The sequence below is a fragment of the Amycolatopsis iheyensis genome (assembly GCF_024703995.1).
GTDB classification, from domain to species: Bacteria; Actinomycetota; Actinomycetes; order Mycobacteriales; family Pseudonocardiaceae; genus Amycolatopsis; species Amycolatopsis iheyensis.
Window position 1 is genome coordinate 232,521 of record NZ_JAMXQV010000002.1, and the last position, 12,661, is coordinate 245,181.

The 12,661-nt window shown below is 70.9% G+C and carries 16 protein-coding genes and 1 riboswitch; of the genes, 12 read left to right on the forward strand and 4 right to left on the reverse strand.

Going from position 1 to position 12,661, the window contains the following annotated elements:
- Positions 1 to 11 precede the first annotated feature (11 nt).
- Positions 12 to 1,238, forward strand: coding sequence for a uroporphyrinogen-III C-methyltransferase (gene cobA / locus M8542_RS04765; RefSeq protein ID WP_257918751.1), 1,227 nt, complete (start codon positions 12 to 14; stop codon positions 1,236 to 1,238).
- A gap of 144 nt (positions 1,239 to 1,382) precedes the next feature.
- Here cobA and M8542_RS04770 read toward each other — a convergent pair whose 3' ends face one another.
- Positions 1,383 to 2,252 (reverse strand): alpha/beta fold hydrolase, encoded by an 870-nt coding sequence (locus M8542_RS04770; RefSeq protein ID WP_257918752.1) that lies wholly within the window; start codon positions 2,250 to 2,252, stop codon positions 1,383 to 1,385.
- 151 nt (positions 2,253 to 2,403) lie between these two features.
- On the opposite strand from M8542_RS04770, the gene M8542_RS04775 reads away from it, so the two are divergent.
- On the forward strand, positions 2,404 to 3,246 hold the full coding sequence (locus M8542_RS04775; RefSeq protein WP_257918753.1) for a crotonase/enoyl-CoA hydratase family protein: 843 nt from the start codon (positions 2,404 to 2,406) through the stop codon (positions 3,244 to 3,246).
- Positions 3,247 to 3,257: 11 nt separating this feature from the next.
- Positions 3,258 to 4,961, forward strand: coding sequence for an AMP-binding protein (locus M8542_RS04780; protein ID WP_257918754.1), 1,704 nt, complete (start codon positions 3,258 to 3,260; stop codon positions 4,959 to 4,961).
- Positions 4,962 to 5,061: 100 nt separating this feature from the next.
- On the opposite strand, the gene M8542_RS04785 is transcribed toward M8542_RS04780, so the two are convergent.
- Positions 5,062 to 5,457 carry a hypothetical protein gene (locus M8542_RS04785; RefSeq protein WP_257918755.1) on the reverse strand — a complete coding sequence of 132 codons (396 nt, stop codon included), beginning with the start codon at positions 5,455 to 5,457 and terminating at the stop codon, positions 5,062 to 5,064.
- 32 nt (positions 5,458 to 5,489) lie between these two features.
- Positions 5,490 to 5,999, reverse strand: a complete 510-nt coding sequence (locus tag M8542_RS04790) for a hypothetical protein (protein WP_257918756.1) — start codon at positions 5,997 to 5,999, stop codon at positions 5,490 to 5,492.
- 315 nt (positions 6,000 to 6,314) lie between these two features.
- On the opposite strand from M8542_RS04790, the gene M8542_RS04795 reads away from it, so the two are divergent.
- From M8542_RS04795 to trxA, 8 genes are all read left to right on the forward strand, one after another.
- Positions 6,315 to 6,548, forward strand: coding sequence for a hypothetical protein (locus tag M8542_RS04795; protein WP_257918757.1), 234 nt, complete (start codon positions 6,315 to 6,317; stop codon positions 6,546 to 6,548).
- Positions 6,549 to 6,639: 91 nt separating this feature from the next.
- Positions 6,640 to 7,212, forward strand: a complete 573-nt coding sequence (clsA, locus tag M8542_RS04800; RefSeq protein WP_308210242.1) for a cardiolipin synthase ClsA — start codon at positions 6,640 to 6,642, stop codon at positions 7,210 to 7,212.
- Between the two features lie 129 nt (positions 7,213 to 7,341).
- Positions 7,342 to 7,725 carry a glycine cleavage system protein GcvH gene (gcvH, locus tag M8542_RS04805; protein ID WP_257918758.1) on the forward strand — a complete coding sequence of 128 codons (384 nt, stop codon included), beginning with the start codon at positions 7,342 to 7,344 and terminating at the stop codon, positions 7,723 to 7,725.
- Positions 7,726 to 7,862: 137 nt separating this feature from the next.
- Positions 7,863 to 8,333 (forward strand): glycogen accumulation regulator GarA, encoded by a 471-nt coding sequence (gene garA / locus M8542_RS04810; RefSeq protein WP_257918759.1) that lies wholly within the window; start codon positions 7,863 to 7,865, stop codon positions 8,331 to 8,333.
- A complete protein-coding gene (gene ftsR / locus M8542_RS04815) occupies positions 8,330 to 9,076 on the forward strand; it encodes a transcriptional regulator FtsR (protein WP_257918760.1) in 747 nt (248 codons plus the stop codon). The genes garA and ftsR overlap by 4 nt, the downstream gene beginning before the upstream one ends.
- A gap of 216 nt (positions 9,077 to 9,292) precedes the next feature.
- On the forward strand, positions 9,293 to 9,766 hold the full coding sequence (locus M8542_RS04820; RefSeq protein ID WP_009078856.1) for a bifunctional nuclease family protein: 474 nt from the start codon (positions 9,293 to 9,295) through the stop codon (positions 9,764 to 9,766).
- Positions 9,767 to 9,808: 42 nt separating this feature from the next.
- Entirely contained in the window at positions 9,809 to 10,204 is a 396-nt protein-coding gene (locus tag M8542_RS04825) for a MerR family transcriptional regulator (RefSeq protein ID WP_257918761.1), read from the forward strand.
- 11 nt (positions 10,205 to 10,215) lie between these two features.
- A complete protein-coding gene (gene trxA, locus M8542_RS04830; protein ID WP_257918762.1) occupies positions 10,216 to 10,551 on the forward strand; it encodes a thioredoxin in 336 nt (111 codons plus the stop codon).
- On the opposite strand, the gene M8542_RS04835 is transcribed toward trxA, so the two are convergent.
- Positions 10,532 to 11,164 (reverse strand): TetR/AcrR family transcriptional regulator, encoded by a 633-nt coding sequence (locus tag M8542_RS04835; protein WP_257918763.1) that lies wholly within the window; start codon positions 11,162 to 11,164, stop codon positions 10,532 to 10,534. The genes trxA and M8542_RS04835 overlap by 20 nt on opposite strands.
- 279 nt (positions 11,165 to 11,443) lie before the next feature.
- Here M8542_RS04835 and M8542_RS04840 point away from each other — a divergent pair, with 279 nt between their 5' ends.
- Positions 11,444 to 12,022: a MerR family transcriptional regulator gene (locus M8542_RS04840; RefSeq protein WP_308210239.1), complete on the forward strand. Its 579-nt coding sequence runs from the start codon at positions 11,444 to 11,446 to the stop codon at positions 12,020 to 12,022.
- A gap of 42 nt (positions 12,023 to 12,064) precedes the next feature.
- Positions 12,065 to 12,163: riboswitch (glycine riboswitch) on the forward strand.
- The last annotated feature ends 498 nt before the right edge of the window (positions 12,164 to 12,661 follow it).

Below are 12,661 nucleotides of genomic sequence, written 5' to 3' on the forward strand. Positions count from 1 at the left end.
AACTCCCGCCCATGGACGACCCGCACTACCTCTCCGGCCTCCAGCTGTCCGGCCGCCGCGTTGTCATGTTCGGCGGCGGTTCGGTGGCCCAGCGGCGGCTGCCCCGGCTGATCAGCGCGGGCGCCCGCGTCGAACTGGTGTCACCGCACACGACGCCGTCGGTGCAGGGGATGGTGGACGCGGGCGAGCTGGTCTGGCACGAGCGCCGTTACGCCGCCGGGGACCTGAAGGACGCCTGGTACGCGCTGGCCTGCACGGACGACCCTTCGGTGAACGAAGCGATCTGCGCCGAGGCCGAGCGCGAGCGGGTGTTCTGCGTCCGCGCCGACGAGGGCGAGTCGGGCTCGGCGGTGACCCCGGCGTCGGGCCGGCACGGCGGCCTCCTGTTCGGCGTGCTCTCGGGCGGCGAGCCCCTGCGCTCGGCGGCGGTCCGCGACTCGATGCTGGACGGCCTGCACGACGGCACGATCGAGGACGGCCGCCAGCCGCACCCGGAGGGTTCGCTCCCCGGCGTCGCGCTGGTCGGCGGCGGCCCGGGCGACCCGGAGCTGATCACGGTCCGCGGCCGGCGGCTGCTCTCGCGCGCCGACGTCGTGGTCGTCGACCGGCTGGCGCCGCGCGAGCTGCTGGACGAGCTCGCGCCGGAGGTCGAGATCGTGGACGCGGCGAAGATCCCGTACGGTCGCGCGGCCAGCCAGGACGTCATCAACCAGACGCTGGTCGAGCGGGCCAAGGAAGGCAAGTTCGTGGTCCGCCTGAAGGGCGGCGACCCGTACCTGTTCGGCCGCGGCTTCGAAGAGGTGCTGGCCTGTGCGGAGGCGGGCGTCCCGGTGACGATGGTCCCGGGCATCACGAGCGCGTTCGCGGTCCCGGCGGTGGCGGACGTCCCGGTGACCCACCGCGGCGTGGCCCACGAGGTGGTGGTGGTCTCGGGCCACGTGGCCCCCGGCGACGACCGGTCACTGGTGGACTGGGAGCTGCTGGCCCGGATGCGCGGCACGATCGTGCTGATGATGGGGGTGGAGCGCCTCCCGCAGTTCGCGAAGGCCCTCCTGGACGGCGGCCGCCCCGCGGAAACCCCGGTGGCGATCATCGAGGACGGCACGATGCGCACCCAGCGAGCACTGCGGTCCACATTGGACACGGTGGTCACCGACGCGGCGGCCTCGGGCGTGCGCCCACCGGCGATCATCGTGATCGGCCCGGTGGCCGGCCTCGCCCCGGTCGAGCGCTCGTAAAGGGGCATCACGCGTGATCCCACGGGCATCACACGTGATCAGCGGGGCATCACGCGTGATCCGAGGGGCATCACCCCGATGCCCCTTCAATCACGCGTGATGCCTCTCCGGACACGCGTGATGCCCCGCTGATCACACGGCGGGTCAGTCGTAGCAGCTGGCCGCGAAGTCTCGGATCGCGTCCGACAGGCGGGTCGGGTCGAACCTCAGCTCCACCGGGCTGCGGGCCTGGACGAACTCCGCGTCCGGCATGTCCAGCGCCAGGGTGTCCGCGTCGCCGAACGGGTGGATCGGGTCGCCCTGGTGGCCGATCACCAGCGCGCGGGTCGTGATCTTGCGGCGGACCGACTTCGGCGGGGCGATCCGGCCGAACAGCACCCCGTGCAGCAGGGCCGCCATCGGAGCCGGGCGCTGCGACAGCGTGTCCGTCACGACGTCGACCCACTGGTTGCCGTGCGGGACCACGGAGGCCGCCAGTGCCACCGCCTGGACCGTCACCGGGAGGAAGCGGGCCGCCATCAGCAACGGCGCGAACGTGATCAGGCCCGCCACGATCGCGTTGTCCAGCACCGGCATCTCGACGATCAGCCCCCGCGCCCGCGACGGCGCGACGACCGCGACTTCCAGGGAGACGTTCGCGCCCAGCGACGTCCCGCCGATCACGGCCGACGAGACCTCGAGGTGGTCCAGCAGCGCCAAGGTCTGCTCCGCGAACGAGGGCATCGAATAGAGCCACGACTCGGTCGGGCGGTCCGAGTCGCCGTGGCCGAGCAGGTCGAGGGTGATCACCCGGAAGCCCGCCCGGGCCAGCCGCCGCGCCAGCGGGGCGTGCATCCGGCGGGTCAGCATGATGCCGTGGGTGAGCACGACGACGCGGTCGCCGCTGCCGAACTCGGTGTACCAGAGCCGGTGGCCCTCGTGCTCGAACGAGCCGGTCAGCTCGATCGGCCGCGACGCCCGCCGGACGGGCGGGGGCTCGGGCTCGATCGCGGTCGCGCTGCTGGCCGGGCTCATGTCCCACCGTCCTCCCCGCGTCGTGGTGACCTCTGTCCAGGAAAGCATCCCGTGCCGTCCTCGGCACAGTGACCCTGAGACACAGTGACCCTGACGTCAATTGACAACACGCCAATGGCGGGTCGTCGCGGGCATGGGTCAAGATGACCCCATGACCGCTACTGCTGACAGCTTGCCCGACCTCGTCTCGCTGAAGGTCGAGGTCGACGGCACCGTCGCCGAAGTGACGCTGCTCGGCCCCTCCAAGGGCAACGCGATGGGCCCCGACTTCTGGCGCGAGCTGCCGCTGGTGTTCCGCGCGCTCGACGCCGACCCGCAGGTCAGGGCCGTCGTGCTGACCGGCAGCGGCGCGCACTTCTCCTACGGTCTCGACCTCCCGGCGATGATGGGCGACTGGGCGCCGATGCTCGGCGGGGACAACCTGGCCGGCCCGCGCACCGCGTTCCTCGACCAGGTCCGCTCGCTGCAGGCCGCGGTCAGCTCCATCGCCGAATGCCGCAAACCGGTCATCGCCGCCGTGTCCGGGTGGTGCATCGGCGGCGGGGTCGACGTCGTCGCCGCCGCGGACATCCGCCTGGCCAGTGCGGACGCGAAGTTCAGTGTCCGCGAGGTGCGCGTCGCCATCGTCGCGGACCTCGGCAGCCTTCAGCGGCTCGCCTCCATCGTCGGGGAGGGGCACCTGCGGGAGCTCGCGCTGACCGGCAAGGACATCGACGCCGCCCGCGCCGAGAAGATCGGCCTCGTCAACGACGTCCACGCCGACCAGGACGAGCTCTTGAAGGCCGCGCGGGAACTCGCCGGGTCGATCGCTGCGAACCCGCCGCTCGTGGTGCAGGGTACGAAGCAGGTACTGGCGACGAACACCGAGCGCCAGGTCGCCGACGGCCTCCGGTACGTCGCGGCGTGGAACTCGGCGTTCCTGCCCAGCAAGGACCTCGGCGAAGCGGTCCAGGCGTTCATGGAGCGTCGTTCGCCGGAGTTCAAGGGCGAATAGAGGAGGCAGCCTTGACGGCTTCGGAGGTCCACCACGCGTTCCGCGTCGCGCGGGACTACCTGCTGACCCACCGCGAGGACTACGAAACCGCCTACCGGGACTTCGCCTGGCCGGAGCTCGACGAGTTCAACTGGGCGATCGACTGGTTCGACGTCGTCGCGCACGACCCGGACAACGCCGAGCGGTACGCGCTGTGGATCGTCGAGGAGGACGGCACCGAGAACCGCTGGACCTACCCGGAGCTGTCGGGGCGGTCCAACCAGGTGGCGAACTGGCTGCGGTCGCTGGGCGTCCGCCGCGGCGACCGGCTGATCCTCATGCTGGGCAACCAGGGCGAGCTGTGGGAGACCATCCTCGCCGCGATCAAGCTCGGCGCGGTGATCATCCCGGCGTCCACGCTGCTCGGGCCGGCCGACCTGACCGACCGCGTGGAGCGCGGCGCGGCCAAGCACGTCGTGGTCCGTTCGGTGGACGCGCCGAAGTTCGAGAACGTCGAAGGCGACTACACGCGGATCGCCGTGGGAGAGCCGGTCGACGGCTGGCAGCAGTACTCGGCGGCGTTCGCGGAGTCCCCGGAGTTCGCCCCGGACGGCGTGACCAAGGCCGCCGACCCGCTGCTGCTCTACTTCACCTCCGGCACGACGGCGAAGCCGAAGCTGGTGCAGCACACGCAGATCTCGTACCCGGTGGGCCACCTGTCCACGATGTACTGGATCGGGCTGCAGCCGGGCGACGTCCACCTGAACATCTCCTCGCCCGGCTGGGCGAAGCACGCGTGGAGCAACTTCTTCGCGCCGTTCAACGCCGAGGCGACGGTCTTCCTCTACAACTACAGCCGCTTCGACGCGGGCGCGCTGATGGCGCAGATGGACCGCTGCGGCGTGACGAGCTTCTGCGCGCCGCCGACGGTGTGGCGGATGCTGATCCAGGCCGACCTGACGGCGCTGAAGACCCCGCCGAAGAAGGTCGTCGGCGCGGGGGAGCCGCTCAACCCCGAGGTGATCGAGCAGGTCCAGAAGTCGTGGGGCGTCACCATCCGCGACGGCTTCGGCCAGACCGAGAGCAGCGTCCAGATCGCGAACACGCCGGGCCAGGACGTGGTGCCCGGCTCGATGGGCCGGCCGCTGCCCGGGTTCGTGGTGGCGCTGGTCGACCCGGTCAGCGGCGAGCGCGCGACCGAGGGCGAGATCTGCCTCGACCTGCAGCACCGCCCGGTCGGCCTGATGACCGGCTACACCGGCGACGACGAGCGCACGTCGGCGGCGTTCGCCAACGGCTTCTACCACACGGGAGACGTCGGCTCGATCGACGAACGCGGCTACATCACCTACGTCGGGCGCACGGACGACGTGTTCAAGGCGTCGGACTACCGGATCTCGCCGTTCGAGCTGGAGAGCGTGCTGATCGAGCACGAGGCCGTGGCGGAGGCGGCGGTGGTCCCGGCCCCCGACCCGATCCGGCTGGCGGTGCCCAAGGCGTACGTCGTGCTGGCTTCGGGGTTCTCGCCGGACGCCGACACCGCGAAGGCGATCCTGGCGTACTGCCGCGAGCACCTGGCGCCGTACAAGCGGATCCGGCGGCTCGAGTTCGCGGAGCTGCCGAAGACGATCTCGGGCAAGATCCGCCGCGTCGAGCTGCGGGGCCGCGAGAACGACCCGGCCCGTGGCGCCGGCACCGAGTTCCGCGAAGAGGACTTCCCGGACCTCAAGTCCTGACCCGGGTCCCAAGCGCCCCAATGTGGCCTTCGGTGCGTCAGACGCACCCAATGTGGCCTTCGGTGCGTCTGACGCAACCAAGGCCACATTGGGGCGCTCGTCAGCTGCGGGTGCCCTCGACCTGGCGGCCGTCCTCCGTGGAGCACGCCGTCACCGGGTCGTTCGGGCCGCTGCCGCACGTCCACTCGTCGAGGACGATCGGGCCGGGGCCGTCCGCCGAGGCCGCCTCGGCCGGGGTCAGCTTGGCGAAGTAGTCCTTCAGCAGCTGGGTCGCCGCGGCGCAGTCGACCTTGCCGTGCGCGACGACCGCCGTCTTGGCGCCGCCGGTGGCGGTGACGTCGCCGCAGGGCACACCCGGTGCCGTCGACGCGGCCGCGGCGGCCGCGGCAGGGGCGGCCGCTTCGGCGGACGGTGCGGCGGGCGCGGGATCGGCGCCACAGCCGGCCAGCGCAGCGGCCGAGGCGACGAGCAGGAACGGGTACGCGAGTGTCCTCATGGGCCCTTCAGGAGCGGACGGGACGGGGGTTCTCACTCGGACGGCACGACGGCGGCGAACACCGTCTGCTCGCCCTTGGTGCAGGTGGTGCCGCCCTGCGCGGCCGGCGGCCCGGACGTGCACAGCCAGCCGTCGACGGTCTCGTTCACCGCGTCGTTCGACCCGGCGCCCTGGCGCCCGGCGATCTTGCGGTGGAAGTCGCCGACCAGCTTCGTCGCCGCGACGCAGCTGACGCCCGTCGAGCCGCTGTCGAACACGTAGAGCGTCAGCCCGCTGGCCGCGGTCACCGTGCCGCACGAGCCGGGCACCGGCGGCGGCGCGCTCGCGGGCTTCGTCGCCGGAGCCGGCGCGGACGAGCCGCCGGTCGAGGGCGGCGGGGGAGGCGTGCCGGTCGACGTCGGCGAGGAAGACGACGTCGCCGGGGGAGGCGTCGAGGAGGGCGGCGGTGCGGCGGATTCGCTCGAGCAGGCCGCGAGCGCGGGCACGGCGAGGCAGGCGGCGAGCAACGGCCGCCACGTCCTCGTGGTGGTCGGATGGGGCACCGCGATCGTTCCTCCCCGGTCAGGCTGGCCCGGTCATTCTGGCCCATCCGGGCCGGGGCCCCGTGGCCGACTCGCCCACAGGTGTGCGGGAGATTACTCCAGCCGGGTGGTGCCCGGTCGCGGTGGCCGCGGAAACACTGTCCACAATGGACGTTTAACATTCCGTGCACGCTCCGAAACCTCAGGCTGCATCCGAGAATCGATCGGTCTAATTCGCGCCGCGCCGGTTAACATCCCGGCCCCGCGTGCCGAAGATCTTGGGGGAGGCCGAAGCGCGTCCCCGTCCCCGACACCCGTCCCGAGCCCGTGAGAGCGATGAACGCCGACGCTGTGACCAGCACCGAAGCCAGCACCGACGAGCACACCGATGCCCCCGCCGACCCGCCGACCGTCCCGAGCAGCGTCGTGTGGTGCTGCGGGCGGCCGTACGTCCTCGAGGCGCGCCCCGGCCGCGCCCGCTGGATGGGCACCGACTACCGGGGCCGTCCCGAGGCGCTGAGCAGCGCCGAACTGCGCCGACGCGGCTGGAGCCACCGCCGCGCCTGCTGACTACGCTGAGCGGGTGAGCCCAGCCGCACCCGAACCGACCGCCGCGCCGGAACCCTCAGCCGCGCCCGAACCAGCCGCCGCCGAGCCCTCCTTGCTCCGGCAGGCGTTCAACGTCCCCAACATGCTGTCGCTGCTGCGGCTGGCCGGCGTGCCGGTGTTCCTCTGGCTGCTGCTCGGCCCGGAGGAGGACGGCTGGGCGCTGGCGCTGCTGGTGTTCAGCGCCCTGACCGACTGGCTCGACGGCAAGCTGGCCCGCTGGCTCAACCAGATGTCCCGGCTGGGCCAGCTCCTCGACCCGGCGGCCGACCGGCTCTACATCCTCGCGACCCTCGTCGCGTTCCTGGTCCGCGACATCATCCCCTGGTGGGTTGTGGTCCCGCTGGTGCTGCGCGAGGCCGTGCTGGGCGTGTGCGTGCTGACGCTGCGCCGCCGCGGCTTCGCGCCGCCCGAGGTCACCTACATCGGCAAGGGCGCGACGTTCGTGCTGATGTACGCGTTCCCGTTCCTGCTGCTCGCGCAGGGCGGCTCGACGATCGCGGCGATCGCCCGGCCGATCGGCTACGCGTTCACGATCTGGGGCGCGGTGCTCTACGTGTGGTCCGGCGTGCTGTACGTCGTGCAGGCGCGCAACGCACTGCGCGGCGCGGCTCCAGCACAGGACTGAGCGCGGCCGCACCGCGCCGCCGGCGACTGAGGGCGACCGAATTCCCGGGTCCCGCCCGCGGCTGCGCCGTGTGGGTGTAAGACTTCGCCCAGCACGTTTCGCCAGTGAGGGCATGAAAGGGGACCGGCGGTGTCCGCTCCTGAAGAGCTTCGCTACACCGAGGAACACGAGTGGGTCGCCACCCGCGAGGAGACGCTCGTCCGCATCGGCATCACCGAGTACGCGCAAGACCAGCTCGGTGACGTCGTGTTCGTCGACCTGCCCGAGGTCGGGCGCCAGGTCAGCGCCGGCGACGTCTTCGGCGAAGTCGAGTCGACGAAGAGCGTCTCGGAGCTGTTCGCGCCGGTCGACGGCGAGATCGTCGCGGTCAACGACTCGGTCGCCGACTCGCCGGAACTGATCAACAGCGACCCCTACGGCGAAGGCTGGCTGATCGAGATCCGGCTCGACGACCCGGCGGGGCTCGAAGCCCTGCTCGAAGCCGAGGCGTACGACGCGTTGATCAAGGGCTGAACCCCGCTCCCACCCGGTCGGACCAGCGCTGCGCCGGTTCGGGGAGCCGGGGCTCGGAGAATCGATCAGGCACGGTACGTTGGCAGCTACACGTTCTTGAGTACTAGGCATCACAGCATGTGTGGAGGAGAGCTCAGGTGAGCACGAACGACGGGCCCGGCGGCGTTCCCCCGGAGCAGTCTCCGGAGCGGACCTCTGTCTTCCGGGCCGACTTCCTGGCCGAAGTCGAAGGCCACGAGCCCGCCCCGGCCGCCGAGGCGCCGGTCCAGGGTGTCGACGCCCTGCCGCCCGGCTCGGCCCTGCTGGTCGTGAAGCGCGGACCCAACGCCGGGTCCCGGTTCCTGCTCGACCGCGACACCACCAGCGCCGGCCGGCACCCGGACAGCGACATCTTCCTGGACGACGTCACGGTCTCCCGCCGGCACGCCGAGTTCCGGCGTGAGGGCGGCGAGTTCGTCGTCATCGACGTCGGCAGCCTCAACGGCACCTACGTCAACCGGGAGCCGGTCGACCAGGCCGTGCTCGCCGGCGGCGACGAGGTGCAGATCGGCAAGTTCCGCCTGGTCTTCCTGACCGGCCCGGGTCACGGGGGCCAGGGGGCGCAGTGACGGCGGCCGGGCGGCCACAGAACCACGGACTGAGCATCGGGGCCGTCCTGGCGCAGCTGCGCCAGGACTTTCCCGACGTCACCATCTCCAAGATCCGGTTCCTCGAAGCGGAAGGCCTGGTCCAGCCGGGCCGGACGCCTTCGGGCTACCGGCAGTTCGCCCCGGCGGACGTGGAGCGCCTGCGGTTCGTCCTGGCCGCCCAGCGGGACCACTACCTCCCGTTGAAGGTCATCAAGGAACAGCTGGACGCGGCGGACTCGGGCGCCGGGCCGGTCACGGCCCTGCCCCGCCCACCGCGCCGGCTGGTGCCGATCGACGCCCCGGCGGAGAACGTCGGCCTGCCCGTGGCGGACGACTTCGCCACGGGCAAGGACCTGCGCCTGACCCAGGAGGAGCTCCTGGAGCAGGCCGGCATCGACGCCGGCGTGCTGGCGGAGCTGCAGCAGTACGGTCTGGTCCGCCCCGGCCCGGCGGGGTTCTTCGACCCCGACGCGGTGCTGGTCGCGCGCACGGTGAAGGCGATGACCGAATTCGGTATCGAGCCGAGACACCTGCGTGCCTTCCGCGCCGCGGCCGACCGCGAGGTAGGGCTGCTGGAGCAGATCGTGACTCCGGTGTATCGGCACCGTGACCCCGAGGCCAAGGCGAGGGCCGATGAGGTGGTCAGGGAGCTGGCGGCACTGTCGGTGACCCTGCACACGCTCCTCGTCAAGGCCGGAATCCGCGGCGTCGCCGGGTGTTGACCATCGATGGGCCGCTGAGATCCTCTTTGCGGTCCCATGTCAATGACTGAATGTTCGGCACCGCATGCCGTACCGTGAAGGCAAGGGTTTGCGGCAGGCGAACCGAGATAGTCTCGACAGCGAGCACAGCGCACGGATGACGGGTAGCGTCGGCGATGACGGCGTCCGGCCGAACCAGCGCCTGCGCCCGTGTGCACGAGAGGGAGGCGAAGCCCGATGAGCGAAATGCGCGTCGTCGGTGTGCGGGTCGAGCTGCCCGCGAATCAGCCGATCTTGTTGCTGCGGGAGACCGAAGGTGAACGGTACCTGCCGATCTGGATCGGCTCGGTCGAAGCCACCGCCATCGCCTTGGAGCAGCAAGGGGTCCGCCCCGCCCGTCCGCTCACGCATGACCTGCTCAAAGAGGTCATCGGAGCGCTCGGCCGGGAGCTCGAACAGGTCGTGATCACCGACCTCAAGGAAGGCACGTTCTTCGCGGAACTGGTCTTCGACGGCGACATCCGGGTGTCCGCCCGGCCGAGCGACTCGGTCGCGCTGGCCCTGCGGATCGGTGTCCCCATCCACGCCGTGGACGCGGTGCTGGAAGAGGCCGGCCTGATCATCCCGGACGAGCAGGAGGACGAGGTCGAGAAGTTCCGCGAGTTCCTCGACTCCGTGTCGCCCGAGGACTTCCGGGGAGCGGACACGTAAGACCTTGCCTTGACGCGGACGTCAACGTCTAGCGTCGAAGGCATGCGGATCGGAGAGCTTGCGCAGCGCACGGGTGTCACCACCCGTGCGCTGCGTTTTTACGAGGCCCAAGGCCTCCTGGCGGCCCGTCGCTCGGCGAACGGCTACCGCGAGTACGACGAGGACGACCTGCACCTGGTCCGGGAAATCCAGACCCTGCAGACGATCGGCCTGACCCTCGACGAGACCCGGCCCTTCGTGGACTGCCTCCGCAGCGGCCACGAAACCGGCGACGCCTGCCTGAGCTCGATCGAGGTCTACCGCCGCAAGCTCGAAGAAGCGGACGCGCTGCTGGCTCGGCTCGGCGGCATCCGCGCCGAACTGGCCACGAAGCTCGCCACCGCTCTGGCCCGGCAGGCGCCCGATCCGTGTGTCGTGCCCGATTCCCCGCGCCCCTGAAGGAGCCCGTCATGTCCGAAATCCCCGCAGTCACCGACGCGACGTTCGCCGAGGTCGTCGGCAGCGACGTCCCGGTGCTCGTCGAGTTCTGGGCCACCTGGTGCGGCCCGTGCCGGATGGTCGGCCCGGTCCTCGAGCAGCTGGCCACCGAGCGGGCCGGGAAGCTCGCCGTCCGCAAGATCGACGCGGACGAGAACCCGGAGACCATGCGGTCCTACCAGGTCATGTCGTTGCCGACGATGATCCTGTTCGCGGGCGGCGAGCCGGTCGAGACGATCGTCGGCGCGTTCCCGAAGGCCCGCATCGAAGAGCGCCTCGACCGGGCGCTCACGGCGCCGTCGCTTTGACGAACGCGTCCGCCACCTCGCGTTCGTACTTCTCCAGGTCCAGCGCCGGGTCCGCCGCGTAGGCCGCGGCGACCCCGTCGATCGCCTGCGCGATCGACATCGCCATCACCTCCGGCGTGAAGGCGCCGAAAGCGCCTTCCGCCTGGCCCTGCTTGAGCTGGCGGGCCAGCCCGTGCACCCGCATGTCGTCGACCAGGACCTTCGTCATCGACCAGCCCTCGGCGTCGTCCGAGTTGGCCGAGAGCTCCGTCAGCACCCGGACGCACTCCGGGTACGCGCGCAGGAACGCGATCGACGTCTCGATGTGGGCCCGCAGGTAGCCGGGCCGGTCCGCCGGGTCGAGGGCGCCGCCGGTGCGCGCGGCCAGGAACTCGTTCTTCGTCTCGACGACCGTGCTCAGCACGGCCTGCATCAGGCCGGCCTTGTTCGTGAAGTGGTAGGAGATCATCCGCGTGCTGCTGAGGCCGGCGCGTTCCTTGATCTTGGCGAACGTGGCTTTCCGGTAACCCAGGTCGGCGATGACGCCGATGGTCGCGCCGATGATCTGGGCGCGGCGGGCCGCCTCCGTCACGCTGAGGCCCATCTCGGCCATGAGGTCGGTGTTTACTTGCATGAGTAAAAATGTACTCGCCTGAGTAAATCGACGCAAGAGGTTTGAACAACCGGCTCCGGGGTACGACGAACGGCTCAAAGGCTCATCCGACCGTTGAGGCTTGCCGCGCGTCGCGTTGACCGGCACTCTCCCGGCGCTTACCGTCGAAGGAGGTAAATCGCCACGGTGTGATTCACGGTCTGGGGCCGGACCGTGGTGATTGATCTCCGGTGGGTCCCGCTCCTGGGACTCCTCCGGCTGTCATTCGCCGGCCGTCAGGTCGGGCGAGGGGAGGCTTGCGTGGTCGAGGCTGGTTCCGAGAAGCAGCCTGTTGAGGTCGCGAGTGGCGAGCAGGGTGAGCTGTTCCCCGACAACTCGCTGCCGGACGAGCTGGTGGGTTACCGCGGCCCGGCCGCGTGCCAGATCGCCGGGATCACCTACCGCCAGCTCGACTACTGGGCCCGGACGAAGCTGGTTGCGCCCAGCATCCGCACGGCGCACGGCTCCGGCTCGCAGCGGCTGTACTCGTTCAAGGACATCCTGGTCCTCAAGGTCGTCAAGCGGCTGCTGGACACCGGGGTCTCCCTGCAGAACATCCGGGTCGCGGTCGACCACCTGCGCGTGCGCGGGGTTCGCGACCTGGCCCGGGTGACGCTGTTCTCCGACGGCACCACGGTCTACGAGTGCACGTCGCCGGAGGAGATCGTCGATCTGCTCCAGGGCGGCCAGGGCGTGTTCGGCATCGCGGTCAGCGGCGCCATGCAGGAGATCAGCGGCACGATCCACGAGTTCCCGGCCGAGCGCGCCGACGGCGGAGTCGTCGAGACGCACGAGCCGGACGAGCTGACCCAGCGCCGCAACGCCCGCCGGACCGGGTGATCACCGCCGCGGGGAGGCGAGTAAGGTTCCCCCTGCGGTCGACGAATCCGCGCGGGAGAGTCCGAGCCACACCTTGAGCTCGGCGCCGAAGGAGCAAGTCCTCCCCGGAACCTCTCAGGCACCCTGGACCGCGCGGACGAGACGCCTCTGGAAAGCGGGTCGTCAGGACACAACCTGATGGCCCCGCCGACGGTGCAAGCCCGGCTCAACCTGCGGGCGAAACTCTCAGGCGCCTGCTTTCGCGGGTACGGACAGAGTGGGGAGGGTGCCTCGCTCGTCGCGAGGCTCCGCTCGCGCTACGCGCTCGCCGATCTCGCTCCGGCGTGTCTTGTGGGGGTGCAACCCCCACACCCCGCCCGGGGGCTCTGCCCCCGGACCCCCGTCGTGGTCGCCTTTCGCCCCGGGCTTCGCTCCCGGACCTCCACCGTGGTCGCCTTTTGCTCTGGGGCCGCCCCGGGCTTCGTCCCCGGATCCCCGCGGTGGTCGCCTTTTGCTTTGGGCCTGCCCCGGGCTTCGTCCTCGGACCGCCGCGGTGGTCGCCTTTTGCTTTGGGGTCGCCCCGGGCTTTGCCCCCGGATCCCCGCCTTGGTCACCTTTCGCTCTAGGGTTGGGTTGTACGTCACCGCCCTTCTGAGGAGG